24 protein-coding genes are annotated in these 24,883 nt (G+C 73.2%); 13 read left to right on the top strand and 11 right to left on the bottom strand.

Features of this window, described 5'->3' with window-relative positions; all coding sequences use genetic code 11:
• Nucleotides 1–181: 181 nt before the first annotated feature.
• Nucleotides 182–874 (top strand): maleylpyruvate isomerase family mycothiol-dependent enzyme, encoded by a 693-nt coding sequence (locus ABZS77_RS23515; protein ID WP_354826505.1) that lies wholly within the window; start codon nucleotides 182–184, stop codon nucleotides 872–874.
• Here the strand turns inward: ABZS77_RS23515 and ABZS77_RS23510 are convergent.
• Genes ABZS77_RS23510 through ABZS77_RS23460 form a run of 11 tightly spaced genes read right to left on the bottom strand, consistent with a single transcriptional unit; the run spans nucleotide 871 to nucleotide 10,673 of the window.
• Entirely contained in the window at nucleotides 871–2,235 is a 1,365-nt protein-coding gene (locus tag ABZS77_RS23510; RefSeq protein WP_354826502.1) for an MmgE/PrpD family protein, read from the bottom strand. The genes ABZS77_RS23515 and ABZS77_RS23510 overlap by 4 nt on opposite strands.
• A complete protein-coding gene (locus ABZS77_RS23505) occupies nucleotides 2,235–3,164 on the bottom strand; it encodes an LLM class flavin-dependent oxidoreductase (protein ID WP_354826499.1) in 930 nt (309 codons plus the stop codon). Before ABZS77_RS23505 ends, ABZS77_RS23510 begins: the two co-directional genes overlap by 1 nt.
• Nucleotides 3,161–3,763 carry a hypothetical protein gene (locus tag ABZS77_RS23500; RefSeq protein WP_354826496.1) on the bottom strand — a complete coding sequence of 201 codons (603 nt, stop codon included), beginning with the start codon at nucleotides 3,761–3,763 and terminating at the stop codon, nucleotides 3,161–3,163. Before ABZS77_RS23500 ends, ABZS77_RS23505 begins: the two co-directional genes overlap by 4 nt.
• Entirely contained in the window at nucleotides 3,760–4,113 is a 354-nt protein-coding gene (locus tag ABZS77_RS23495) for an EthD domain-containing protein (RefSeq protein WP_354826493.1), read from the bottom strand. Before ABZS77_RS23495 ends, ABZS77_RS23500 begins: the two co-directional genes overlap by 4 nt.
• Nucleotides 4,110–4,643, bottom strand: a complete 534-nt coding sequence (locus tag ABZS77_RS23490) for a hypothetical protein (protein ID WP_354826490.1) — start codon at nucleotides 4,641–4,643, stop codon at nucleotides 4,110–4,112. The genes ABZS77_RS23495 and ABZS77_RS23490 overlap by 4 nt, the downstream gene beginning before the upstream one ends.
• The gene (locus ABZS77_RS23485; protein WP_354826487.1) at nucleotides 4,631–5,509 is read right to left on the bottom strand and encodes a DUF3891 family protein; all 879 of its coding nucleotides are present in this window, start codon (nucleotides 5,507–5,509) and stop codon (nucleotides 4,631–4,633) included. Before ABZS77_RS23485 ends, ABZS77_RS23490 begins: the two co-directional genes overlap by 13 nt.
• Nucleotides 5,506–6,825 carry an MmgE/PrpD family protein gene (locus ABZS77_RS23480; RefSeq protein ID WP_354826485.1) on the bottom strand — a complete coding sequence of 440 codons (1,320 nt, stop codon included), beginning with the start codon at nucleotides 6,823–6,825 and terminating at the stop codon, nucleotides 5,506–5,508. The genes ABZS77_RS23485 and ABZS77_RS23480 overlap by 4 nt, the downstream gene beginning before the upstream one ends.
• Entirely contained in the window at nucleotides 6,822–8,219 is a 1,398-nt protein-coding gene (locus tag ABZS77_RS23475) for an MmgE/PrpD family protein (RefSeq protein ID WP_354826481.1), read from the bottom strand. The genes ABZS77_RS23480 and ABZS77_RS23475 overlap by 4 nt, the downstream gene beginning before the upstream one ends.
• On the bottom strand, nucleotides 8,216–9,061 hold the full coding sequence (locus ABZS77_RS23470; RefSeq protein ID WP_354826479.1) for a cyclase family protein: 846 nt from the start codon (nucleotides 9,059–9,061) through the stop codon (nucleotides 8,216–8,218). Before ABZS77_RS23470 ends, ABZS77_RS23475 begins: the two co-directional genes overlap by 4 nt.
• On the bottom strand, nucleotides 9,058–9,900 hold the full coding sequence (locus tag ABZS77_RS23465; protein ID WP_354826476.1) for a CoA ester lyase: 843 nt from the start codon (nucleotides 9,898–9,900) through the stop codon (nucleotides 9,058–9,060). The genes ABZS77_RS23470 and ABZS77_RS23465 overlap by 4 nt, the downstream gene beginning before the upstream one ends.
• Complete coding sequence (locus tag ABZS77_RS23460) at nucleotides 9,897–10,673, bottom strand: IclR family transcriptional regulator (protein WP_354826473.1); 777 nt, start codon at nucleotides 10,671–10,673, stop codon at nucleotides 9,897–9,899. The genes ABZS77_RS23465 and ABZS77_RS23460 overlap by 4 nt, the downstream gene beginning before the upstream one ends.
• A 203-nt stretch (nucleotides 10,674–10,876) precedes the next feature.
• Here ABZS77_RS23460 and ABZS77_RS23455 point away from each other — a divergent pair, with 203 nt between their 5' ends.
• The 12 genes from ABZS77_RS23455 to ABZS77_RS23400 all read left to right on the top strand — a co-directional run bounded on the left by ABZS77_RS23455 (nucleotide 10,877) and on the right by ABZS77_RS23400 (nucleotide 24,834).
• Nucleotides 10,877–12,124, top strand: a complete 1,248-nt coding sequence (locus ABZS77_RS23455; protein ID WP_354826470.1) for an ABC transporter substrate-binding protein — start codon at nucleotides 10,877–10,879, stop codon at nucleotides 12,122–12,124.
• Nucleotides 12,121–13,149 carry a branched-chain amino acid ABC transporter permease gene (locus ABZS77_RS23450; protein ID WP_354826467.1) on the top strand — a complete coding sequence of 343 codons (1,029 nt, stop codon included), beginning with the start codon at nucleotides 12,121–12,123 and terminating at the stop codon, nucleotides 13,147–13,149. Before ABZS77_RS23455 ends, ABZS77_RS23450 begins: the two co-directional genes overlap by 4 nt.
• Entirely contained in the window at nucleotides 13,146–14,195 is a 1,050-nt protein-coding gene (locus ABZS77_RS23445; protein WP_354826464.1) for a branched-chain amino acid ABC transporter permease, read from the top strand. The genes ABZS77_RS23450 and ABZS77_RS23445 overlap by 4 nt, the downstream gene beginning before the upstream one ends.
• Nucleotides 14,192–14,923 (top strand): ABC transporter ATP-binding protein, encoded by a 732-nt coding sequence (locus tag ABZS77_RS23440; protein ID WP_354826462.1) that lies wholly within the window; start codon nucleotides 14,192–14,194, stop codon nucleotides 14,921–14,923. The genes ABZS77_RS23445 and ABZS77_RS23440 overlap by 4 nt, the downstream gene beginning before the upstream one ends.
• A complete protein-coding gene (locus ABZS77_RS23435; RefSeq protein WP_354826459.1) occupies nucleotides 14,910–15,611 on the top strand; it encodes an ABC transporter ATP-binding protein in 702 nt (233 codons plus the stop codon). The genes ABZS77_RS23440 and ABZS77_RS23435 overlap by 14 nt, the downstream gene beginning before the upstream one ends.
• 1 nt (nucleotide 15,612) lies before the next feature.
• Nucleotides 15,613–16,947, top strand: coding sequence for an MmgE/PrpD family protein (locus ABZS77_RS23430; RefSeq protein ID WP_354826457.1), 1,335 nt, complete (start codon nucleotides 15,613–15,615; stop codon nucleotides 16,945–16,947).
• A 10-nt stretch (nucleotides 16,948–16,957) separates the two neighbouring features.
• Nucleotides 16,958–17,599 carry an aspartate/glutamate racemase family protein gene (locus tag ABZS77_RS23425; protein ID WP_354826455.1) on the top strand — a complete coding sequence of 214 codons (642 nt, stop codon included), beginning with the start codon at nucleotides 16,958–16,960 and terminating at the stop codon, nucleotides 17,597–17,599.
• Complete coding sequence (locus ABZS77_RS23420; protein ID WP_354826452.1) at nucleotides 17,596–18,963, top strand: FAD-binding protein; 1,368 nt, start codon at nucleotides 17,596–17,598, stop codon at nucleotides 18,961–18,963. The genes ABZS77_RS23425 and ABZS77_RS23420 overlap by 4 nt, the downstream gene beginning before the upstream one ends.
• Nucleotides 18,960–20,429 (top strand): dihydroorotase family protein, encoded by a 1,470-nt coding sequence (locus ABZS77_RS23415; RefSeq protein ID WP_354826450.1) that lies wholly within the window; start codon nucleotides 18,960–18,962, stop codon nucleotides 20,427–20,429. Before ABZS77_RS23420 ends, ABZS77_RS23415 begins: the two co-directional genes overlap by 4 nt.
• 2 nt (nucleotides 20,430–20,431) lie before the next feature.
• Complete coding sequence (locus ABZS77_RS23410) at nucleotides 20,432–21,637, top strand: CoA transferase (protein ID WP_354826447.1); 1,206 nt, start codon at nucleotides 20,432–20,434, stop codon at nucleotides 21,635–21,637.
• A gap of 119 nt (nucleotides 21,638–21,756) precedes the next feature.
• Complete coding sequence (locus ABZS77_RS23405; RefSeq protein ID WP_354826445.1) at nucleotides 21,757–23,334, top strand: tannase/feruloyl esterase family alpha/beta hydrolase; 1,578 nt, start codon at nucleotides 21,757–21,759, stop codon at nucleotides 23,332–23,334.
• A gap of 255 nt (nucleotides 23,335–23,589) precedes the next feature.
• Nucleotides 23,590–24,834, top strand: a complete 1,245-nt coding sequence (locus ABZS77_RS23400; protein ID WP_354826442.1) for an MFS transporter — start codon at nucleotides 23,590–23,592, stop codon at nucleotides 24,832–24,834.
• The last annotated feature ends 49 nt before the right edge of the window (nucleotides 24,835–24,883 follow it).

Genomic DNA, 24,883 nt, shown 5'->3' with positions numbered 1-24,883 from the left:
GGTCTCCGCTGGCAGATCCGGACGACTCCTCATCTGGCGGGCGCCAGCCGGTTCCACCGGCTACCGGCGGCGCGATCGTCAGGGCGCAGGAGGGACGCCGCCGGCGCTCCGTCCGGCTGTCGACGCGTTCGTCCGACAAGATCGCAACCCGACCGCCGGAGCGCGGTGATACACAACCGGGGTGCCGAACACTGTGGAGTTCCCCGAGGTCCTGCGGCTGATCGACGACCGCTCGGCGGCGTTGCGCGCCGCGATCGCGTCCGCCCCCGACCTTGACGTCCAGGTCCCGACCTGCCCGGACTGGACGCTGCGTGATCTGGCGCAGCACGTCGGCGGCGGTCGCCGCCGCCAGGCCGCCATCGTCGCGGCGGGCCCGGGCGCCGAGCCGCCGGCGCGGACGGACCCGAAGGGCGCCCCGACCGCCCCCCGCGACCGTGCGGCCCTGGACGCCTGGCTCGCCGAGTCGACCGAGCTCATGCTCGACGCGGTGCGTCAGGCCGGCCCGGATCGCGGCTGCTGGACCTGGTGGGGCCGCTCGCGGGCCCCGGAGACCAGCGGAGCTGTGGCCCGGCACCAGATCCAGGAGCTGGCCGTCCACACGTACGACGCCCAGCTCACCCAGGGGGCCGCGCAGCCGCTGCCGACGGACGTCGCGGTCGAGGGCGTCGACGAGTTCCTGACCACCGTCGCGGCGACGAGCGTCCCCTGGCCGTTCAAGCCAGCGACCATCGACCTGCACGCGACCGAGGGCCGCTCCTGGCGCCTGACCCTCAACGCCGCCTGTGTCCGCTGCGCCGACCTCGCCGCCGACGCGGAGCCGGGCGATCTGGCGATCCGAGGCGCGGCGAGCGAACTGGTCCTCTACCTCTACTAGGGGCAGAACCGGCCGATCACCTCGGTAGCCGCGCGTGACAGGGTGTCGCCGCCAGCGCCGTCGAGGAGCCCGGCCACCACCGCGTCGGCGGTCGTTGGGTCGAGGACGTCCTCGACGTTGCGACGGAACTTGGCGGCCACCTCGTCGGTGGTCAGCGGGTCGTCCGGGTTGCCGCGGGCGTTGCGTACCGTGGCGGACGCCGTGGAGCCGTCCCGCCAGCGGACCGTGACCGTCGTCGGCCGTTCGTGGGGGAGGGCGGCGGTGAACTCCGGCTCCTCGCGCAGCCGGACCAGTGCGGCCAGCGCGCCCACCTCGGGGCGGGCCAGCCGGTCGGGCAGGAAGCCCGCTGCGGCCAGTTCGCCGTCGAGGGCCAGGGTGGCCAGGCTGACCGGCACCGAGAACCGCGCCTCCAGGTCCGAGGAGACGTCGACGGCCGACAGGGACGCGGCGAAGGCGAAGGTGTCGACCTCGACAGCGGTCAGGCCTCCGCGCTCGCGTACCGGGTCGGCGACGTCCGCGACGGCGGCGCGGAACGCGTCAAGCGCGGGGTGCACCCAGCGGGCGCAGGCGTACGGCTTGAGGTAGCTGTCGGTCAGCCGCCAGCGGGTGCCCAGACCCGTGGTCAGCTCTGCGGCGGACAGGTCCGTGCAGACCAGGCCGTCGAGCAGTTCGTGGAGCAGGCCCGCCGAGCCGGTGGCGCCGTCGGCGGCGCGGCGGGCGGCGGAGGTGCCGTAGTAGGCGCCCAGGCCGGTCCACAGGTTGCGGACGGTACCGCCGCGCATCGGGACGGCGAGGGTCGCGGCCATCGGCACCGAGCCGGCCAGCTCGATGGCGGTGGCGGTGGTGGCCGGGGGAAGGTCGTCCAGCAGGGCGGTGGCGACCGCCGCGGCGATCGGGCCGTGGATGCCGTGGGGGTGCAGGCCGGGCCGCAGGGTGGTGCCGACGCCGAAACGCATGCCGATCTCGTTGGCGACGAGGAAGATCTCGACGAGCCGTCGGTCGTCGACGCCGTCGGCTGCGGCGTGCAGCAGCACGGGGAGCGAGTGCGGCGCCGGGTGCGCCGTCGGCACCGGTGGTAGCCGGTGTCCCTGCGGATGGAAGGACCCGCCGGAATCGGCGTCCAGCCAGGTGGCGGCCGTGCCGAGGGTGAGCAGCCGGCCGAACGGAAGGTCGGTGGTGGCCGACGGGCGTAGTGACTCGGCCAGTGCCCGTACGGCCGGATACCGCAGGCCACCCAGCAGCGCGCCCAGGGTGTCGAGCAGCAGCGCGCGGGTGAAGGTGAGGACCTCCTCGGGCGGGTCCCCACGGCCGGTGTCGTGTGCGAAGGCGGCGATCCGCGCGGTGTCGATTCCTGGCATCATCAGCCTTTCGTCAGGCCGTCGCGGACCGCCCGGCCCAGCTCGTCGAGCCGGTTCAGGACCCCACCGACAGCGCCGGCCAACACCACGCCGTCGACGCCTGCGGCGCGGAACGCGGCGAACCGTTCCGCGACCGCGTGCCGGTCGCCGGTCACCACGAAGCGTTCACGGACGAACCGGTCGGCTTCGACGGGTACGTCGCCGGCGCCCCGGGCACCGGCCGTGCCGTGCCGCCGGTAGTCGTGCGCCCCGGCCACGGCGGCCACCCCGGAGCGCAGCGTGGCCGGCACGTCGAACCAGTCCGGCGCCTGCACCAGGCGGGCCGCGCAGGACCCGAGCACGGGCGCGGCGGCAGCGTCGGCGTCGGTGTCGGCGTCGGTCACGACCGCGCGGACGAACATCCAGACCGGCACGTCCGCCCGCGCCGAGCGGGCCATCGCCACCGCCTTGCCGACGATCGTGGGATCCGCGCCGGCGTCGATCAGCACGCCGCCGAGCCGGGCGGCGGTGGCCGCGATGGTGCGCGGCCCGGACGCGGCACCGAGCAGTAGCGCCGACGCCGGCACCAGCTCGCGCAGCACGTCGAGCGCCGCCTCGTACGCACGCAGGGACGGTGGCGCCAGCCCCTCGTTGCGTACCGAGCTCTCGCCCCGCCCGACGACGGTGAGCACCCGGCCGGGGTGGTGCGACTCCAGGGTGCGTACGGCGCCGGCGACCGTGGCCGGGTGCCGTAGCCCGAGGCTGAGCACGCACGGCCCGGCGAGCCGAGCCGGGGTGGCGCTGAGCACCCGTTCGGTCTCCACCAGGCAGTCGGGGAACAGTCGCGGGCTGTCGGCCAGGGCGACGCCGTCGAGCCCTGCCGCGAGCGCGGCGCCGGCCAGCTCGACCGGGTCCGCCTCGCCGGCCGGCCGCGCCACGTTGAGCACGATCATGGCAGCGCCTCCACGAGGTCGACGACATCCAGGTCGGCCGCAGGGCGGTCGGGAAGCCCGGTGGACACCACGGACAGGGTGTGGGCCAGCCCGCCGGGCATGCCGGTGATGCCGGCCTCCCAGGCCCGCACCGAGAGCCAGGCGGCGGCCGGGTCGTGCCCGGGCGCGACACCGGGTGGCCCGATCACCATCAGGCTCGCCGCGAGGTCCAGCAGCGCCGGCAGGTCGTTCTCCGGCACCTCGGCCAGTCGCGCCGCGCACACGGTGGCGGCCAGCACACCGGTACTCACCGGCGCCGTGGACGTCGACACCTCGGCGGCGGCGGCCAGCCCGGCGTCGACTGCCGCCGACAGCTGGGCCACCGACCGGCGCCGGGCCGCGCCGACCGCGAGACCGACGAGCGTCGGCCCGACCGCAGGACCGAGCGAGGCACACCGTTCGCCGTTCCACTGCAGGGCGACGTACGTCTCGGCCCGGGTGCCGGCGCCGATCAGCGGGAAATCGCCGTCCGGCGTGCCGATCCGGGCCGCCCACGCGGCGAGGGACCCCTCCGGTGGGGAGAGCGCCGCGAACCCGGCGAGCAGCGCGGCGACACTCATTCCCGGTTCACTTCGGTGCTGTCGGTGACCAGGTAGAACTTGAACTTCGTGCGGCCGGCCGGGCCGCGTTCGGCCGGCAGCGGGTGCTCCTCGAACCAGCGCAGGTAGTTCGCGTACGCCTCCTCGTCGGCGTAGTGCATCTCGGCGACCCGGTAGAACGTGTAGCCCTCCGGCACGGACGCGGTGCCGCCGGAGGCCTGTCGCACCGGGCGCAGCACCTTGTTGAAGACGATCCGGTCGAGGTACGGGTTGGCCAGGAGGTCCGGCGCGTGCACGTCGAAGAGCCAGCGCTCGTACTCCTCGGGGCTGACGCCCTCCTCGATGTCGTACCCGAGAATGGTCTTGATCATGTGGTTGCCCTTCTGATGGTCCACAGATGGGATTCGGCGCCCACGCCGAACCCTTCGAGCCGCACTCGCGCCGGCTCGATCCGCACTCCGGTCAGCTCGGCGGTCACCTCGTCGTCGGAGCGCAGGGGCGCCCTGGTGAAGCCGGACGCCCGCTGCCGAGCCACCTCCCGCCGGTACACCGCGATCGTCCACTCCGGCGGCATGACCGACGCCGTCCCCCGGATGGCCACCATCCGGGGCGGGAGCAGGCCGATGTCGAAGACGTGCGGCCGTTCGTTGGTGGCGCCCGGCGCGGGGGAGCCGACCCAGGTGACGAGGGTGTGCCGGTCGCGCCGCCACTGCTCGAGCCGCCGGTGCCCGGCCCGCTGCACCAGGCTGACCGACCAGTCCGGTTCGAGGAACGCGGTCATCGTGCGGCTCACCGGGAAGCCGTCCGGGTCGATGGTGGTCACCTGGGCGAAGCCGGCCTCGCCGAGCACGAAGGCGTGCGCGGCGGTGCGGGCGGTGGCGAGGTCCATCAGCGGGCCCACGGCGCGAGGCGCCAGGTCGTCACGGTCGCCGGCGTCCGACCGACCCGTGCGGCGAGTTCCGCGTGGCTGTGGTCCCGGTCCGGCACGACCGCGCTGAGCACGTCGACGGTGACGCCGGGCCGGGCGAACGGGTACGGGTCGAGCCAGAGCTCACCCGGCCTGCGGACACCCACGGTGATCTGCTCGACCGGGCCGAACGGGTGCGTGCGCACGGGCGGCAGCAGCACGTCCTCGGCCGGATGCTCCAGTGCGGCCAGCTGCGGGCCCCAGGGCCGCGCCGGTCCGGGCTCGGCCGCCGGCTGGGGCGGCATCACGCACAGGTAGAGCGAGAGCAAATCCCAGAGCTGAAGCAGCTCGTAGTTGTGCCACAGCCTGGTCTCGAACGCGGCCCGGGGTTCGGCCGCCGTCCAGGCCAGCCGCTTCGCCGTCACCCAGCGCAGCTCCTCGGCGTCGACCGCCGCGTCCTGCGCAGCCCGGCCCTCGGGGCCGAGGTTCAGTCGACCCCGGGCGTCCGGGGCGGACCACCGGCCCCGGTAGAGGCCGGTCCAGTGCATGCCGACCAGGACGCCGGCGTACACGTCGCCGAGCGCCACGCGCTCGACGCCCTGGCGGTAGAGCCGCACGTGTTCGGCGGCGTCGATCTCCAGGAAGTGCAGCGGCCGGCGTTCCAGCTCGTGGAAGAGCACCCGGGCGTCCCAGGCCCGCCAGCCCTCGTCGTGCCGCGTGGCAGCGGTGCGTACCGGTGAACCCGGTGTCGGCGTCTCGAACCGGTCGTTGCCCCACACGGCCGCCAACTCGCCCGCGACCCGGCCGTGTTCGACCTGCTCGACCAGGTGCAGCGCGCCGTCGCGCCGGGTGACGATCACGAGGCCGCCGCCCGTAGCGCGGCGCCGAGCGAGCGGGCGGTGCCGCCGTCGGCCAGTCCGTCGACCAGGGCGAGTACCTCGTCGGCGTGCCCGGGAAAGCGGTGGCCGAGCAGCCGCCGGGCCTTCGTGCGCAACGCGTCCCGGTCGAAGGCCCGGGGACCGTCGCCGCGTGGCAGGTCCGCCGCGCCGGTCAGCACGCTGCCGTCGGCGCGGACGACCCGCACCCGGGCGGGACGGCCGGCCGGATAGCCGGCGTCCAGCTCGGGGTCGTGCCGCACCTCGACCCGCGCGGCCAGGTCGCGGACCGTCGCCGAGCGGACCGTCTCCGCGGTCAGCGTGGTCTCGTCGAGCGCGCCGGTGAGCAGCGCGACCGCTACCGAGGTGGGCACGCTGAACCGGGCGGCCAGCTCGCTGTCGGCGACCGCGTCGAACCGGGCCGCGTGCGCGAACGTGCGCACCTCGACGCGGTCCACATCCGACAACGGGCCGGTCCCGGAGACGATGTCCGCCACCGCATCGTTCACGCCGTGCAGGTGGGCGCAGGTGGGGTGCGCCTTGGTGTAGCCACCCAGCACCTCGTGGCCGTGGTCCTGCCCGATACCCGACCAGTCCCGCGCGGCGACCGCCGCGAAATGCCGGTCCAGCGCGCCGGGTAACGGTTCCAGACCAGCCACGGCGGCCATGCCCAGGCTCGCGCCCAGCTGCACCGACGCGCCCAGGAACGCGTGCCCGCCGGCACGACCGGCGAAGATGGTCGCCGCGTCGCTGAGCAGCACGGCCGAGCCGGCCAGCTCGATGGCACGACGCATGGCGGCCGCGTCGCCGGGCGCCAGCAGCCGGGCCACCCCGGCGGCCGCGCCGACCTGACCCCAGGTGCCGATGTCGTGTACGCCGTCGGGCGTACCCCCCATCGCCCGGCCGATCCGGACACCGACGTCGTAGCCGGCCAGCACCGCCGACAGTAGTTGCGTACCCGGCAGGTCCCGGTCCTCGGCGAGCGCCAGCACGGCCGGGACCACGTGCGATGCCGGATGGCCACGGGCCGGCCGATGGCCGTCCTGGAGCTGATCCGCGGCGATCGCGCTGCCGTTGAGGAACTGGGCCTCCCCGGCGGGCCAACCGCGCGGCGAGCCCACCACCGTCGACTCACCCCGGCCGCCGGATCCGGCGGCCAGCGCGCGCAGCTCGGCCCGCCCGCTGCCGAGCGCGGCGACCGCGATGGTGTCCGCGACCAGGTCGACCACCCGGTCCCGCACGCGCGCGGGTGCCGACGCCCACTCGGTGTCGGCGGCGCTCGCGGCGAGCCCCTCGATCATCCGCGCACCCGGGTCATCAGGCCGGCCACGTCGGGCGCGGCGGCCAGGTCCAGCACGGCCGCGGCGATGTCCTCGCGGTCGGACACCTGTGCGGCGTTGAGCGCGAACTTGGCGGCCAGCTCGGCCGAGCTGAGCGGGTTGCCCGGCCCGCCGCGGTTGACGTCGACCCGCACCTCGTGCCGGGTATCGTCGTGCAGCACCACCCGCAGCACCGCCGGGAACTGGTTCGGGAAGATCTCGTCGCAGCGGGCGTCCGGCACGCAGCGCACCTTCGCCGCCAGCGCCAACCGCGTCTCGTCCGCCGCCGCGGCGTCCGTGAAGTCCTCGTGGCCCAGGCCCAGGCCGCCGCCGCCGAGCAGCGCCGCTGCCACCGTGTAGGGGCCGCTGAACGCCGCGTGGTAGCCGGACTCCGGCCGCGCCTTGTCCTCCGGCGGTTGGGCGATCGTGCGCAACACCGGCGACGGTACGCCCAACTCGATCGACTCGATCGCCGCCGGGTCGACGCCACGCTCGCGCAGGGCCAGCGCCGCGTCGATGCCGGCGTGCGTGAAGTGGTTGCAGGGGTACGGCTTGAAGAAGATGCCCGGCAGCTCCCAGTGTGTGCCGAGCCGGTCGACCACCGCGTCGACGTCGGCCCGCTCGCCGCAGAACGCGTGCAGGAAACCGAACCGCCCCTCGACCACCGTCGGCGGGCCGGTGAGCCCGTGCCGGGCCAGCTCCGCGGCGACCACGCCGGAGTGGGCTGCCCAGCCGCAGTGCACCCGCTTCACGGTGCCGCCGGTCCGGTTGGCCTCCAGTAGGCCGGCGCCCATGCTCGCGGCGATCCCGGCCGCGTGCGCGATGCCGTCGGCGTCGGCGCCACCGACCATCGCGGCCGCCACGGCCGCCCCGACCGCGCCGCAGATGGACGTGGCGTGCTGCCCGCGCTCGAAGAACTCGGAGTTTCCGAGCGCGCGGTCGTAGCCGCCCATGCCGAGCCGGACGGCGACCTCGATGCCCATGCCGGCCGCGTCCAACAGCGCCGCGCCGGACGCGCCGCGCGCCTCGGCCACCGCCAACGCGGCGGGCACCACCGGCGAGGAGGGGTGCAGAACCGACGGCAGGTGGGTGTCGTCGAAGTCGAGCGAGTGCGCGAGCGTGCCGTTGACAAGCGCCGCGTTCGCGGCCGGGACGCGCAGCCCGGTGCCGATCGCGACGGCCTCCGGCGTGCCGCCGGCCGCCCGGACGTACGCGGTGACCGCCCGTGCGGGCGGCAGCCCGGTGGCGGCGAGGCTGTTGCCGATCAGGTCGAGCACCCTGCGGGCCACGTCCTGCCGCAGGTCGCCGGGGAGCCCGCCGCGCCGTACGTCGTCGGCAACCGCGGCGAGCCGCTGGACGATCGTCGGCGTGCTCATGCCGCCACCGCCGCGAACGGCCGGATCGGCGAGCCGGTGCCGCCGACGATGCGCAACGGCGCCATCACGAAGACGAACGCCCTCAGCCCCTCGTCGGCCGCGTGCTCCAGGTTGAGGTGCTCGATGATGTGGACGCCGGCATCGACGAGCAGTACCCGGTGCACGGGCAGCACGCTGTGGCCGTTGCCGGGACGGATCTGCTCGTACGCCGTGGTGTCCGAGCCGGTGGCGACCACCCGACGCGCGGCCAGCCACTCGGCGGCGTCGACGGTGGCGCCCGGCACGCCGGCGGTCTGCCCGAGGTAGGTCGTCGCGTCGTCGAAGTGCCGCGCCCAGCCGGTGCGCACCAGCGCGACGTCGCCGGGCCCCGGCTCGACACCGGCCCGTTCGGCGGCGGCGGCCAGGTCGGCCGCGGTCACGCCGTAGCCGGCGGGTAGCACGTCCACCCCGTGTACGGCGGCCACGTCGAGCAGCACACCCCGGGTGAGCAGCGCGGGCGTGTGCTCGGCGCCGAGCGCGCTGAACCGGCCGCCGGTCTGCGCCGCCGCGGCGTCCACGCCGCCGTGCAGCCTGCCGTCGTGGCTGACGTGGGAGAGCGCGTCGACGTGGGTGCCCACGTGCCCCCCGGTCACGATCATCTCGTTGGCCGCCGAGCCGCCGTCCGGGCGGACCATGTCGCCGTGCCGGCGGATCAGGCTCATTCGGAATCCGGGATGGTTCGGCGAGCACGGCATGCCCGTGAAGTGCGGGTGCCCGAGCTCGACGAGCCGTACCCCCGCGGTCACCGCGGTGAGTAGGGCGTCGCTCGTGAGCGCCGGGCGGGCCTGCGGCTCGGTGGTCAACTCGTTCCTCCTGAGGGTGGTTCGGACGGTTCGGTCAGGTCGTGGACGAGTCGAGCGCGGCGCACCACCGCTGGATCGACGAACCGGCCGTCGGCGTCGAGCACGGCCACCTCGCCGGCCTCCTGCGCGCGTGCCGCGGCGGAGAGGACGGCCCGCGCGGCCGCCACCTCGGCGGCGGTCGGCGTGAAGACCTCGTGCACGACCGGGATCTGTCGGGGGTGCACCACGGACCGGCCGACGAAACCGTTGGCCCTGGCCCGTTCGGTGCTGGTACGCAGGCCGTCGAGGTCGGCGACGTCGGTGTAGACGCTCTGCACGGGCGAGGGGAGCCCGGCGGCGCGGGCCGCGACGACCACCCAGCCACGCGCCCAGGCCAGCCCGTCGTCGCCGGTCACCCGCAGGTCGGCCGACAGGTCTGCCTCGCCCAGCCCGAGCCCGGCGACCAGTGGGTGCGCGGTGGCCAACTCGGCCGCCCGGGCCAGCCCGGCGGCGCTCTCCAGGAGCAGTTGCAGCGGCAGCCCGGCCCGGGTGGCGACGTCGCGGATCACGGCCGGGTCCTCAGACCGGGGCACCCGCAGGCCGGCCAGCGCCAGGCCGGCCAGCGCGTCGATGTCGTCCTCGCCCCAGGGGCCGGTCGGGTCGTTGACGCGTACCCACAGCGGTCGCTCGTGGGGGCCCTGGGAGGCCAGCCGCAGCGCGGTCTCCCGGGCTGTCGCCTTCTGGTCCGGCGGCACCGCGTCCTCGAGGTCGACGACCACCGCGTCGGCACCGGCGGCGAGGGCCTTCGCGACCCGGTCGGCGCGGTGGCCGGGCACGTAGAGCCAGGATCGCGGGGTCACTTGGGGAGCCCGCCGGACCAGCCCAGCGCCCGGGAGATGCGGTCGGCGGCGTCCCACACGAGCGGACCGAACCGTTCCCGGGCGGCCGCGTCGACCCGGTGCGCCGGGCCGCAGACCGAGATGGCGCCGACGACGGTGCCGTCGATGCCGAAGACGGGTGCGGCGACCGAGCCCGCGCCCTCCTGGCGTTCGCCGTCGGAGTTGGCCACCCCGGTCTCGCGGATCGCGGTGAGCCGCGAGCGGAGCAGGTCGTGGTCGGTCACCGTGCGACTCGTCAGCGACGGCAGTTCGGCGGTGAGCAGGGACTCCCGTTCGGTGTCGGGCAGGAAGGCGAGGATGCAGGTGCTGGAGCTGCCGGCGTGCAGGGGGAAGCGGCGTCCCACCTCGACTGTCATCTTGATCTCCCGGGTGGACTCGACCTGGTCGAGGTAGACCCGGCCGCCGTGCACCCGTGCCGACACGGTCGTCGTCTCGCCGGTGGTCAGTTGCAGCTCGCGCAGGACCGGCATCGCGACCGTGCGCAGCTGCGATTCGCGCAGGGCGCGGGCGCCGAGTGCGGCGGCCGCCGGGCCGAGTTGGTAGCCGCGGCTCGCCGGGTCGCTGACCAGCAACCGGCGTTCGACCAACGTCTGCAGGATCCGGTGCACCACGGCCTTGGACAAATCGAGGCTGCGCGCGATCGCGGTCACCCCGAGGAAGTCCGGCCCGTCGGTGAACAGGAGAAGGACGTCGGCCACGCGGCTCGCCGCCTCGGTGCCCTGACTCTCTGCCACGTATTCATCTCCCAGTGCGGTGTTTCCGCCAGCGGAACACGATTCCAGCACTGACCGACCCGGGGGTCAAGCCCCCAATGTGGCGCTATCCAGGGTTGAAGAAGATTCTGCGGCGAACCCTTGACCCGGGCGAAGGGGCAGTGCCAGCATCATGCCCCATGCGATGTTCCGTGCGGCGGAACACGGTCACCCCAGGAGCTGACATGAGGAAGACCTGGACCCTGAGCCTCGCCCTGACCCTGCCGCTGGCCCTCGCCGCGTGCGGCGGGTCCGGACCCGCCGGCACGACCAACGGCGGCGGTGCCCAGTCCGGCGGCACCATAAAGATCGGTTCTCTGCACCCGCTGAGCGGCGCGGCCGCGGCTGACGGGCAGCAGATGGACAACGGAGCCAAGCTGGCCGTCGAGGCGATCAACAACGCCGGTGGCATCAAGTCGCAGGGCGGCAAGAAGCTGGAACTGGTGAGCGCCGACACCCAGGGCAAGCCTGAGGTCGGCCAGAGTGAGGCGCAGCGCCTCATCCAGGACGGCGTGGTCGGCCTGGTCGGCACCTACCAGAGCGCGGTCACCGCGAACGTGTCCACCGTGGCCGAACGCAACAAGGTGCCGCTGGTGATCGACGTGTCGAGCGCGGACTCGATCCTCTCCCAGGGCTACAAGTACACGTTCCGGGTGCAGCCCAGCTCCACGGTGCTCGGCACCGCCGGTGCGCAGTTCCTCGACCAGGTGGCCAAGGCGGCCAACCAGCCGGTCAAGACCGTGGCGGTGCTGCACGAGCAGGGTCCGTTCGGCAGCGCCGTACGGGACGCCTTCAAGGCCGAGGCGGAGAAGGCCGGCATCAAGGTCGGCCCGGCCCTCGCCTACGACGCCGCGAACGTCTCGGACCTGACGACCCAGGTCACCCAGGTCAAGGCCAGTGGCGCCGACGTGCTGATGGTGGCCGGCTACTACCGCGACGGCGTGCTGGCGGCCAAGGCCGTCGCCACCGTCAAGCCGCCGGCCCTCAAGGCGGTCTACGGGGTCGCCAACGGCGCGTTCGACCTCCCGCAGTTCCCGAAGGAGGCGGGCGCCGCAGCCGAGGGGTTCTTCGACGCCAACTACCACGCCGACATGACCAACCCCGACACGCAGGCGCTGGCCAAGCTCTACCAGGAGCGCTACAACGACCAGATCCGCACCGGTGCGGTGCTCGCACACGACTCGGTCAAGGTGATCGCCGACGCGCTGGAGCGGGCCGGCAGCGCCGAACCGGCGAAGGTGCGTGACGCGATCGCCAGCGGTTCGGTGCCGACCCTGATCGCCGGCAACGGCCCGATCAAGTTCGGCCCGACCGGAGAGAACGAGAACGCCACGCCGATCCTCATGCAGGTCCAGGGTGGCGTGGTCAAGCAGGTGTTCCCGGCCGACAAGGCGGAGGAGAAGCCCCTCTACCCCGCCTTCAAGAGCCAGTGACCTCGCCAACCGACCAGGGCCACGCCGCCGGCGGCGGCGGCGTGGCGACCCTGGACCCCGACGAGGTACGCCCGACCCCCGCGCGTACCGTGCCGTGGCTGCGGATCGCGGTGATCGCCGCGCTGGTCGTGCTCGCGGTCGTGCTCGCGTACGTCCGCTCCGGCAGCGGGGTGGTCGTCGTGCAGGCGATGGCCACCGGTGTCCTGATCGGCGGCGTCTACGGCCTGATCGCGATGGGCCTCACGCTGATCTTCGGTGTCCTCGACATCGTCAACTTCGCGCACGGCAGCTTCCTGGCGCTGGCCCTGTTCCTGACGTTCGGGCTGACCCAGGCCGGACTGCATCCCTATCTCGCGCTCGCCGTCAGCGTGCCCGCGATGTTCGTGCTCGGCCTGCTGGTGCAGCGCGGGATCCTGGCCGGCGCGATGGGCAAGCCGCTGGAGAACCAGCTGCTGATCACGCTGGGCATCTCGCTGATCATCGAGAACGCGTTGCTGCTGTTCTTCGGCGGGAACCCGCGTTCGGTGGCCCTGCCCGGCGACCGTGGCGTGCCGATCTTCGAAGCGGTGGCGAACCTGTCCCGGATCCTCGCCTTCCTCGGCGCGCTGGTCCTGGCCGGACTGCTCTACCTGCTGCTTCAGCGCACCCGGCTGGGCACCGCGATCCGCGCGGTGGCCGCCAACGACACCGGCGCGCAGCTGGTCGGTATCGACACGCGGGTCATCTACGCGGTGACGTTCGCGCTCGGCACGGCCTGCGCCGGCGCCGCCGGCACGCTCGTCGCCCCGCTGGTCACCATCGAACCCACCACCGGTTCGCTGTTCAACATCGTGGCCTTCGTGGTGGTGGTGCTGGGCGGCATGGGCAACGTCGTCGGCGCGCTGGTCGGCGGCCTGGTCATCGGGTTGGCCGAGCAGCTCGGCGGCATCTACCTGCCCGGACAGTCGCCCCTGCTGTCGGTGTTCATCGTCTTCGTGCTCGTGCTCTTCCTGCGCCCGCAGGGACTCTTCGGGAGGTCGGCATGACGACCGCCACCGACACGCCGGCACCGGAGACGGCGGCCGGCAGGCCGCTGCCCCGTCTGCCGTGGAACAAGCACCTGGTGGCCATCGCGGTACTCGCCGTGCTGCTGGTGCCGCTGCCTCTGATCCTTCCGTCGGCACAGGCATCGGTCGCGGTGCGGGTGCTCATCTTCGCCCTGATGAGCATCGGCTGGAACATGATGAGTGGCTTCGGCGGCATGTTCAGCTTCGGACACGCGGCCTACTTCGGTATCGGGGCGTACGCCAGTGCGTGGCTCCTGGTCGAGCACCGGGTGTCGCCGTGGTTCGGGATGGTCGCCGGCATGGTGCTGGCCGCGGCCTTCGCCGCGCTGATCGGCTTTCTCGCACTGCGGTACAAGCTGCGCGGCGCCTACTTCGCGCTCGCCACCTTCGCGTTCGCCGAGATGCTCCGGCTCTGGGCGACGAACAGCGACTTCGTCAACCGCGCGGTCGGCTACCACGTGCCGCTGCGCCCCGACAGCTCGTGGTGGTGGATCCAGTTCGAGCCGTCCTCGCCGAACTACTTCTGGATCGCGCTCGGGCTCACCGTCGCCGCGCTGGTGATCAGCGTGCAGTTCGTCCGCTCGCGCGTCGGACAGTTCACCAAGGCCGCCCGTGACGACGAGGATGCGGCGGCGGCGGTCGGCATCCCGGTGATGCGCTACAAGCTCCAGACGATGGCGCTGTCCGCCGCGATCACCTCTGTCGCCGGTGCCTTCTACGTGCAGTACTTCCTGTTCATCGATCCGGACCTGGCGTTCGGGTCGAGCGTGTCGATCCAGGCGATCCTGCCCGCGGTGATCGGCGGGGTGGCGACCATCTGGGGGCCGGTGATCGGCGCCGTGGTGATGGGCCCGCTCAACGACGTGACGGCGACGGTGCTGCGCAACCCGCCGCCCGCGCTGGAGTTCCTACAGGGACGCAGCGGCCTGGACGTGATCGTCTACGGCACCCTGTTGATCATCATCGTGCTGCTCCTGCCGAAAGGCATCTACGGAACGATCCGCCAAAGGTGGTCCCGGCGATGACACTGCTTCGGGTCGACGGAATCTCCAAGTCGTTCAAGGGACTGCGTGCGGTCGACGAGGTGAGCTTCGAGGTCGCCGAGGGCAGCATCCTCGGCGTCATCGGGCCCAACGGCGCCGGCAAGACCACGGTGTTCAACCTCATCGCCGGTGCGTTGCGGCCGGACACCGGCCGGGTGCACCTGGGCGGGAAGGAGATCACCGGGCACGCGCCGCACAAGGTGACCGCAGCGGGCATGACCCGGACGTTCCAGCTGATGCGGCCGTTCTACTCGATGACCGTGCTGGAGAACGTCACGATCGCGGTGCTGGCCGGCGGCGCCGCCAAGCGTACGGCCCGGACGGCCGCCGCCGAGCTGATCGACCGGGTCGGCCTCGGTCGGTGGCGCGACTCGGCGACCGAGGGCCTGCCCACCGCGGCCCTCAAGCGGCTGGAGCTGGCCCGGGCGTTGGCAAGCAAACCCCGCGTGCTGCTGCTCGACGAGGTGCTGGCCGGCCTGGTGCCCGCGGAGCGGGCGCCGGTGATGGAGCTGCTGGAGCGGCTGCGCTCCGAGGACGGCGTCACGCTCGTCTTCGTCGAACACATCATGGCCGCGGTCATGCGGTTGTCCGACTCGGTGCTCGTGCTCGATCTGGGCCGGGTGCTCACCTCGGGCCCACCGCAGGAGGTGACCCGTGATCCGCGGGTCATCGAGGCCTATCTCGGGGAGGACCCGCATGCTCACGCTTGAGGGGGTCAGCGCCGGCTACCACGGCCTGCAGATCCTGCACGAGCTCGACCTGCGGGTCGAGGAGGGCGAGATCGTGGCGATCGTCGGTGCCAACGGTGCCGGCAAGACCACCACGCTGAAGACCATTTCCGGGCTGGTCAAACCGACCTCGGGCACGATCACGTTCAACGGCGCGCGGGCCGACGGCGTACGCCCGAGCGAGCTGGTCGCCCGTGGCCTGCTCCAGGTGCCGGAGGGGCGGGCGCTGTTCGGGCCGCTCAGCGTCGAGGAGAACCTGCGGATGGGCGGCTGGACCCGTGGCCGCAAGCCGCTCGACGAGCCGTTGCGGGAGGTCTTCGACCTGTTCCCGATCCTCGCCGAGCGGCGCGCCCAGGCCGCCGAGACGCTCAGTGGCGGGCAGCAGCAGATGCTCGCGATCGGCCGGGCCCTGATGGCCGGTCCACGGCTGTTGCTGCTCGACGAGCCGTCCACCGGTCTGTCGCCGAAGCTGACCTGGACCGTGCTCGACGCGATCAAGGCGATCCGCGACCGGGGTGTCTCGGTGCTGCTGGTCGAGCAGAACGCCGCGCACGCGCTCAACCTGGCCGACCGGGCGTACGTGCTGGAGAGCGGCAGCCTGGTTCTTGAGGGCTCGGGATCGGAGCTCGCCCGCGACGACCGGGTCCGAGCCGCCTACCTGGGCCTCTGACGTGACGTCCACGGTGGAGGCGGTGGCCGGGCTGGGCGCCTGGGCCGCCGCGCTCCGCTGGTCCGACGTCCCGGACGCCGTCCGCGACCGGCTCGGGCTGGTGCTGCTCGACTCGCTCGGCGTGACGGTGGTCGGCGCCCGGCAGGCCGAGCAGCGGGCCCTGGTCGCCGCGTGGCGTCCCGGTGCCGGCCCCGCGCCGCTGGTCGGCGCCGGCGCGACCACCACAGTCGAGGCGGCAGCCTGGCTGAACGCGACAGCGATGGCGCGGCTCGAACTCGACGAGGGCCACAAGTACGCCAAGGGCCATCCGGCGGCGCACGGGCTTCCGGCGGTGCTGGCGCTCGCCGCCGACCTCGGCGCGTCCGGCCCGGAGACGATGTCGGCGCTGCTGGTGGCCTACGAGGTGGCGGCGCGCTTCGGCCGGGCCACCACCCTGCGGGCCGGCGCGCACCCACACGGCAGCTGGGGTGTGGCGGGTGCGGCGGCCGGCTGCGCGCGGCTGCTCGGCCTGCCCGCCGAGGGTGTCGCCGCGGCGATCGACGCGGGCGCCGGTCTGCCGGTGGCCGGGCACTTCGCCAGCGCGCTTGACGGCAATCCGGTCCGCGACGCCTGGTTGGGAGCCTCCAACGTGTCCGGGTTGGCGGCGGCGCGGATGGCCGCGGCCGGCGTCGCCCGCAACACCGGTACGCCCTCGTTGTCGCTCGGCGACGTGCTCGGCCGGTTCGACCCCGCGCCGCTCACCGACGGGCTCGGCACGCGGTGGGACGTGCGGCTCGGCTACTTCAAGCGCCACGCGTCCTGCTCGTTCACCCATCCGGCGGCCGACGCGGCCCTGCTGATGCGGGCCGAGGGGTTGACGCTTGACGACGTCCAGGAGGTCCTGGTCGAGACCCACTCGCTGGCCGGCGGGCTCGACCGGACGAGGTGGGACAGCCGGCTGGCCGCGCTGTTCTCGACGCCGTTCGTGGTGTCCGCCGCGCTGGTGCACGGCACCGTGGACCCCGCCGTTTCCGCCGACGACCGGCGCGACGACCCGCGCGTCCGCGCGCTGGCCGCCAAGGTGGTGCTGCGGGTCGCTCCGGACCTCGACGCCCGACTGCCCGACGAGCGTGCGGCCCGCGTCACCGTCCGCACCCTCGGCGGGTCACCCAGGGTGGTCGAGGTGCCCAACCCGGTCGGCGACGCGGCCCACCACCCGATGGCCGAGGGCGACGTGCTCGCGTTGCTCGGACGCCTGCTCGACCCCGACGCCGTCCGAGCCGTGCACGAGGTCGCCGCCGGCCTGGCCGCCAGCACCGACGTCGGGTCCGACCTGCGCCGGCTCGCCGAGATCTAGGAGAGAGACCGTGCGGATCTACGCCGTGACACCGATCCATGTCGACGCCGAGGAACTGGCCCGCCGGCAGGCGCGCTACGCCGCGCTGTCGCCGCCCGGCGTCGAGGTCGTGCTGCACGACATCGGCGCGGACGGGCCGCGCGCCCTGGACACCGACGCGCAGGTGCGCGAGAGCGAGGAACTGGTCACCGCGGCGCTGCGCGGCGCGCCGGCCGGCTTCGACGCGCTGCTGCCGGACTGCGTGCTCGACCCCGGTGTGGCGGACCTCGCCGGCACCCTGCCGGTGCCGGTCTTCGGGCTGCTCCGTCTCAGCCTCGGCTGGGCCGTGCTGAGCGGGCGGAGGTGCGCGGCGGTGGCCCGCAACAAGCCGATCGCCGACGAGATCACCGCCCGGGCCGCTGTCTACGGGTGGTCGGCCGACCTGCTCGGCGTCGAGGTGCTCGACCTCGACGTGCACGCGATCGCCGACACCTCCCGCTGGGCCAGCACGCTCGGCGGTGCCGTCGGCACGCTCGCCGCGGGCGGCGCGCGTTCGGTGATCAACGGCTGTTCGGCCGTCGACCTGCCGGCCGGCGTCAGTCTGCCAGCGCGGGTGGTGGACCCGACAGCCCTGGCGCTGCGGCTGATCGGCGCGGGGGAGGTGGGCGCGTGAACGGGCCGGACCTCGTGGTCGCCGGCGCCGGGGGAGGGCTCGTCGCCGCCCTGCGCGCCGCCCAGCTCGGCCTCGACGTACTGGTGGTCGAGGCCAGCGAGCACTTCCGCCGCGGCAACAACACCTCGATGTCGACCGCGATGATCCCGGGCGCCGGCTCCCGGTGGCAGCGTGCCGCCGGCATCGACGACTCGGCCGAGCTGTTCGCGGCGGACGTCGCGCGCAAGACCAAGGGGCAGGGCGACCAGAGGCTCGCCCGCGCGCTCGGTGCGGTGAGCGCCGAGCTGGTCGAGTGGCTGGCGGACAGCGTCGGGCTGGAGCTGTCGCTGGTCACCGACTTCCACTACCCGGGTCACTCGGTCGACCGCTGCCACACCGTCGAGGGCCGGCACGGCACCGTCCTGCTCGACCACCTCGTCCAGCGACTGGGCGGGGCCGGTGTCGACATGCTGGTCCCGGCCCGACTGGTCGACGTCGTCGTCGGGTCCGGCGCGGTCCGGGCCGCCGTGGTCGAGCGACCGGACGGCACACGCGAGGAGATCCCGACCGGGGCGGTGCTGCTGGCCACCAACGGCTACGGCGCCGACCGGGCCATGGTCGGCGAGCACCTGCCGGAGATCGCCACGGCGGTCTACCACGGCAGCGAGACGTCCCGTGGCGACGCGCTGCGGATCGGCACCGCGCTCGGCGCGCGGAGCGCCTTCCTCGACGCGTACCAGGGGCATGCCGCCCTCTCGGCGCGCTCCGCGACGCTGGTCGGCTGGGCGACCGTGATGCACGGCGGTGTCCTGCTGGACAGCACCGGGCGGCGGTTCGGTGACGAGACGACCGGCTATTCCGAGTACGCCGCCGCGCTCGCGGCCCGCCCGGAGGCGTTCGGTTGGCTGGTGCTGGACCGCCGGATCCGCGACGCCTGCCTCGCGTTCACCGACTTCCGGCAGAGCGTGGAGTCCGGCGCGCTGCTGGACGCGGCCGACGAGGCGGCACTGTCCTCGGTCACCGGGCTGCCCGCCGAGGCCGTGACCGCCGAACTGGCCGAGACGGCGGCGGTGGCTCGCGGCGAGCGGGCCGACCGGTTCGGCCGCACCTTCTTCGAAGCACCACTGGAGCCGCCGTACCTCGCCGCCCGGGTGGTGCCGGCGCTCTTCCACACCCAGGGCGGCCTGGTGGTCGACGAGCATGCCCGGGTGCTGGGCCCGGGTGACGCGCCGATCCCCGGCCTCTACGCCTCGGGTGGTGCCGCGGCAGGTATCTCCGGCCACGGCGCGGCCGGTTACCTGGCCGGCAACGGCCTCCTGCCCGCCCTCGGCCTCGCCTACCTCGCGGCGAACCACGTCGCTCGAACCACGGGAGGAAACGCATGAAACCGCTGGAGACCTTGATCAAGAACGTGACCGTGATCCGGCCCGACGCCGGCTCGCCCGACGGCGACCGGCTCGACATCGGCATCGCCGGTGGCAAGGTGGTGCGGGTCGAGGCCGACATCCCGGCCGACGAGGCGCAGACCGTGGTGGACGGGCGCGGCCGGCTCGCGTACCCGGGCGCGGTCGACGCGCACCAGCACTGGGGCATCTACAACTCGCTGGCCGAGGACACCGCCACCGAGAGCCGTGCGAGCGTCCAGGGTGGCGTGACGACCGGACTGACCTACATGCGTACGGGGCAGTACTACCTCAACCGGGGCGGCTCGTACGCGGAGTTCTTCCCGCACGTGCTCGCCGCGTCGGAGGGACGCTCGTTCATCGACTACGGCTTCCACCTGGCGCCGATGATGAGGGAGCACATCGACGAGATCCCCTCGATCATCGAGAACTTCGGCGTGACGTCCTTCAAGATCTTCATGTTCTACGGCAGCCACGGGCTGCACGGGCGGTCCAGCGACCAGAGTTCGTTCCTGATGATCCCGCCGGACGAGCGCTACGACCTCGCGCACTTCGAGTTCGTGATGCGCGGCGTGCAGGCGGCTCGGGAGAAGCTGACCGAGGCGGCACCGCACGTGTCGCTGTCGCTGCACTGCGAGACCGCCGAGATCATGACCGCGTACACGAAGCTGGTCGAGCAGGACGCGTCGTTGCAGGGCCTGGCGGCCTACAGCGCGTCACGGCCGCCGCACTCGGAGGGGCTCGCGGTGACGATCGCGGCGTTCCTGGCGGACGAGACCGGGCTGCCAAACATCAACCTGCTGCACCTCTCCTCGCGCAAGGCCCTGCGGGCGGCGATGGCGATGGCCCGGACGTTCCCGCATGTCGACTTCCGCCGCGAGGTCACCATCGGGCATCTGCTGGCCAGTGTGGACACCGCGCACGGTCTGGGCGGCAAGGTGAACCCGCCGCTGCGCCCGCAGGAGGACGTGGAGGCGCTCTGGGAGTACGTGCTCGACGGCAGCGTCGACTGGGTGGTCAGTGACCACGCGTGCTGCAAGGACGAGACGAAGTTCGGCGACCCGCGCGACGACATCTTCGCCGCGAAGTCGGGCTTCGGCGGGGCCGAGTACCTGCTGCCCGGCCTGGTCTCGGAGGGGCGCAGGCGCGGCCTGTCGCACCAGCGGATCGCCCAGTTGGCCGCCTGGAACCCGGCCCGCCGCTACGGCCTGCCCGGCAAGGGCACCATCGGGGTGGGCTTCGACGCCGATCTGTGCCTGGTGGAGAACACCACCTGGACCGTGCGCGCTGCCGACTCCGAGTCGACCCAGGAGTACACGCCGTTCGAGGGCTTCGAACTCGGCGCCCGTGTCACCGACACCTGGGTCCGGGGGCAGCGCGTGCTCGACGCCGGCAACGTCGTCGGCACCCCGGGCGGCCGCTACGTGCACCGTCCGTACCAGGGGTGAGCATGTCCAGTGTGAACGACGGACCGCTGGCCGACCTGCGGGTGCTCGACCTGTCGACAATCCTGGCCGGCCCGCTGGTGGCGCAGATGCTCGGCGACTTCGGCGCCGAGGTCATCAAGATCGAGCATCCGGCCCGCGGCGACGGCATGCGCGGGCACGGATTGGCCAAGGACGACCAGCCGCTGTGGTGGAAGATGGTGGCCCGCAACAAGCGGACGGTCGGGCTCTATCTCGGCGACCCGGCCGGAGCGGAGATCTTCCGCAAGCTCGCCGCCACCGCCGATGTCGTGATCGAGAACTTCCGGCCCGGCACGCTGGAGCGCTGGGGCCTCGGCTACGACGTGCTCTCCGCGGACAATCCGCGGCTGATCCTGCTGCGGGTCACCGGCTTCGGTCAGTCCGGCCCGTACGCGGCGCGGCCGGCCTTCGGCACGCTGGTGGAGTCGATGAGCGGTTTCGCCCACCTGACCGGCGACCCGGACGGCCCGCCGACGTTGCCGGCGTTTGGTCTGGCCGACTCGATCGCCGGGATGGCGGGCGCGGCGGCGGTCTCGATGGCGCTGTTCCAGCGGGAGAAGGACGGCCTGGGTCAGGAGATCGACCTGGACCTGCTCAGCCCCATCATGACGGCTGTCGGGCCCGGCGTGATCTACGCCGACCAGCTCGGCATCGACCAGCGGCGTACCGGCAACCGGTCGCTCAACAACGCGCCGCGCAACACCTACCGGACGGCTGACGGGCACTGGGTGGCCATCTCCACGAGTGCCGACAGCATCGCCCGGCGGGTGCTGACGCTTGTCGGCCACCCCGAGGTGATCGACGAGCCGTGGTTCGCCACGGGGCGCCAGCGGGCGCAGCACGCCGACCTGCTCGACGGTTACGTGGGGGAGTGGATCGGGGCGCGGACCCGCGACGAGGTGCTGCGCGCGTTCGAGGAGGCGGGGGCGGCGGTGGCGCCGGTCTACAAGCCGAGCGAGTTGCTCGACGACCCGCAGGTACGGGCACTGGATCTGGTGACCACAGTGGATGACCCCGACCTGGGGCCGGTCCGGATGCAGAACGTGCTGTGGCGGATGGGCCGTACGCCGGGCCGGATCCGGTTCACCGGGCGCGCACTGGGCGCCGACACGGACGCGGTGCTCGGGGACGAGCTGGGTCTGTCGGCGGAGGAGTTGGCGGCCCTGCGCGAGCGGGACGTGCTCGGCTGAGTTCCGCCCAGCGGAACGATAGGCATGGATGTTGACAGGGCATTCGCCCAGCTCTAGCGTCATCCCCCAGGCCGTGGCGATGTTGCCACGTTCCGCCTAGCGAAACACTGGAGGCCAATGTGCTCCACAGGTTCCGTCTCCTCTCCGCCGTGGTCGTCGCCGCCGCCCTCACCGTCGGCACGGCACCCGGCATCGCACACGCCACGCCACGACTCGACTGCTCCACGACCGCCGCCGCCGGAAAGCTCAGCCGCGCCGTCGGCTACCCGACGACGGTCAGCTCCGCCACGACCGGCGCCACGGCGGCCGCCACGCCCTACTGCGACGTCCGGGCCGCCATCACGGTCCGTGCCGACGACGGCAGCACCTCGGTGATCCAACTGCGTCTCCAGGTGCCGACCGACTGGAACCGCCGCTACGTCCAGCTGGGCGGCGGCGGCTTCTGCGGCACCATTCCCACGGCCGGCACCTCCGGCAACGGCAACGTCGACCTCGGCTACGCGGTCGCCTCCGACGACACCGGTCACGTCGGCAGCGGCTCGGACGCCTCCTTCGGCCTGGACAACAAGGCCGCGCAGAACACCTGGGGATACCTCTCCGAGCACCTGACCGCGCTCGCGGCCAAGACGCTCCTCAAGGGAATGACCCGCCACGCCCCCGCTTACTCCTACTTCGTGGGTTGTTCCACGGGTGGCCGGCAGGCGCTGATCGAGGCGCAGCGCTGGCCCGGCGACTTCGACGGGATCGTCGCCGGCGCACCGGCCAACCGACAGAACTACCTCGCCCCGCTCTCCCAGGGTGTGCGCGAGCAGCAGAACCGGGACGCCGACCGTAACCAGATCGTCGACGCGGCCGCCGCGGCGGTCGTCAACCAGGGCGTGCAGGCCGCCTGCGACGGGGTCGTGAAGGATGGTGTCGTGGACGACCCGCGCGCCTGCCGGTTCGACCCGGCGACGCTGCTCTGCCCGCAGGGGGCGGCCGCACCGGGTTGCCTCAGCGCCGCGCAGGTGGCGGTGGTGAAGAAGTGGTACGACAGCCCGCGCGACAACCGTGGCCGGGCGCTGTACCCGGGCGGGCTGCCGCTGGGTTCCGAGGGCGGCTGGGTCGGTGCCGACATCAGCACGTCGCCGACCGGCCTGAGCGGCGGCGGCGCGTTCGCCGAGCAGGTCCTGCGCTACCTGGCCTTCCCGACCGACCCGGGGCCGGGCTACTCGCTCTGGGACTTCGACCCGACCCGGGACGCGGCGAAGCTCGACCGGATGGCGAAGGTCTACAACGCCGACACCACCGATCTCGACGCCTTCCGCAGGGCGGGCGGCAAGCTGATGCTCTACCACGGTCTGGCCGATCCGCTGATCACCCCGTTCGGCACGATCCAGTACTACGAGGACGTGGTGAAGCGGTACGGCTCGCTGGCCCGGACACAGCAGTTCGCCCGGATGTTCCTGCTGCCCGGCGTCTACCACTGCTCCGGCGGTCCCGGTGCCGACCGGGTCGACTGGCTCGGCGCGATCCGCGCCTGGACCGAGCGGGGCCAGGCGCCCACCTCGGTGCTGGCCAGCAAGGTGAGCGGTGGCGTGACCACGACGGAACGTCCGGTGTACGCGTACCCGCTGAAGGCCAGCTACGACGGCAGCGGTGACCCGAACGCGGCGGCCAACTGGAAGCCGGTGCTCGGCCCACGCGGCTGGCGCTGATCGCATCCTGAAAGGGCCCGCGCATCCCGCGCGGGCCCTTTCGGCTCGGGTCCGTCGCGGCCGCCACGTCGCCGCGAGGGTCGGATCCGACCACCGCGTTCCCCGTCGAGGTCCACACCGACGGGCCGGCGAGGACGTACGCGCCCGCCCGACCCGCCGCGCGGCTAGGCAATCCGGGAGAAGTGCCGGGCGAGCCGACTCCGAGATGCTGCTCCAAGTGCCGGAGCGAGATCGGAGACGGTAAGTATGCCGCGGTTGAATCCAGTCAGCGCCGTCACCTCGCTCTTCCCCACCGAGCCAGGCCCCAGACGCTCGTACGCGGTGGCGACGCTCGTCAACACGTTCGGGACCGGTCTGCTGCTGGTGAGCCTGCCGTTGTACCTGACCCGAATCGTGCACCTGTCCGCCGCGCAGGTCGGACTCGGTCTGACCATCGCCGCGACGATCACCCTGCTGGTGGGCCTCCCGATCGGTGATCTGGCCGACCGGCGCGGCCCCCTCGAAGTGGCCAAGACCGTGCTGCCGCTACAGGCCGCCGCGACGTTGGCCTTCCTCTTCGTCGACAACTTCATCGCCTTCGTGATCGTCGCCACCGTGGACACGATGGCCGCGCGGGCGGTCATCACGGCCGAGGGAGCGCTGCTGCGACGGGTGGCCGGCGAGGAGGCGGCCTCCTACCGCTCCTCGACCCACGCGATCACGAACCTGGGGTTCTCGGCCGGCTTCGCCTGCTGCGGCATCGCGATCCAGCTCGGCACGTCGATGGCCTACCACGCGCTGATCATCATCGACGCGCTGACCTTCCTGACCGCGTGGGCGGTTCTGCGGGGGCTGCCCCGGTACGAGCCGCTGCCGAAGCCGAAGACCGGCCCGCGCTGGGGCGTCCTGCGGGACCGGCCGTTCGTCGCGCTGGCCGTGCTGGGAGCCGTCTGCAGCCTCGAGTTCGCCGTGCTCACCCTGCTGCTTCCCCTGTGGGTGGTGGAGCGCACGGACGCACCGCGATGGACCATCCCGCTGGCCCTGGTGATCAACACTCTCCTGGTCGTCTGGTTCCAGGTCCGCCTCGGCGGCCACGTGAAGACGATCCGACAGGGTGGACTCGCGTGGCGACGGGCCGGGGTCTTCTTCCTCTTCAGCTGCTGCGCCATCGGCCTCGCCGCGGGGTTGCCCACCTGGCCCGCGCTGATCCTGCTGGTGGCCGGGGTCAGCCTGCACACCTTCGGCGAGATCTACCACCTGGCCGCCGGCTTCGCCCTCACCATGGGCCTGCCCCCGGCCCACGCCCAGGGCCAGTACGACGGCTTCCTCGGCATCACCGGCGGCCTCGGCGTCGCGCTGGCCCCGGCGTTGCTCCTCGGGCCGGTCATGGGCATGGGCAAGCCCGGCATGATCGGACTTGGTGTCTTCCTCGTCCTGGCGTGCATGCTGACGCCGGCCCTGGCGCGGTGGGGAGAGCGGACCAGGCCGGTCCCGTCGGATCTCGCTGCCGCGGCGGACTGAGCCGGCGACACGACGGAGTCCGGCTCGGACCATCGTCCCGTCCGCACCG

Origin of the sequence: Micromonospora sp. NPDC005298 (assembly GCF_040607375.1) — a bacterium.
Taxonomy (GTDB): domain Bacteria; phylum Actinomycetota; class Actinomycetes; order Mycobacteriales; family Micromonosporaceae; genus Micromonospora.
Note: the sequence above shows the minus strand (reverse complement) of the source record. Positions and strands in the feature narration are given on the sequence as shown.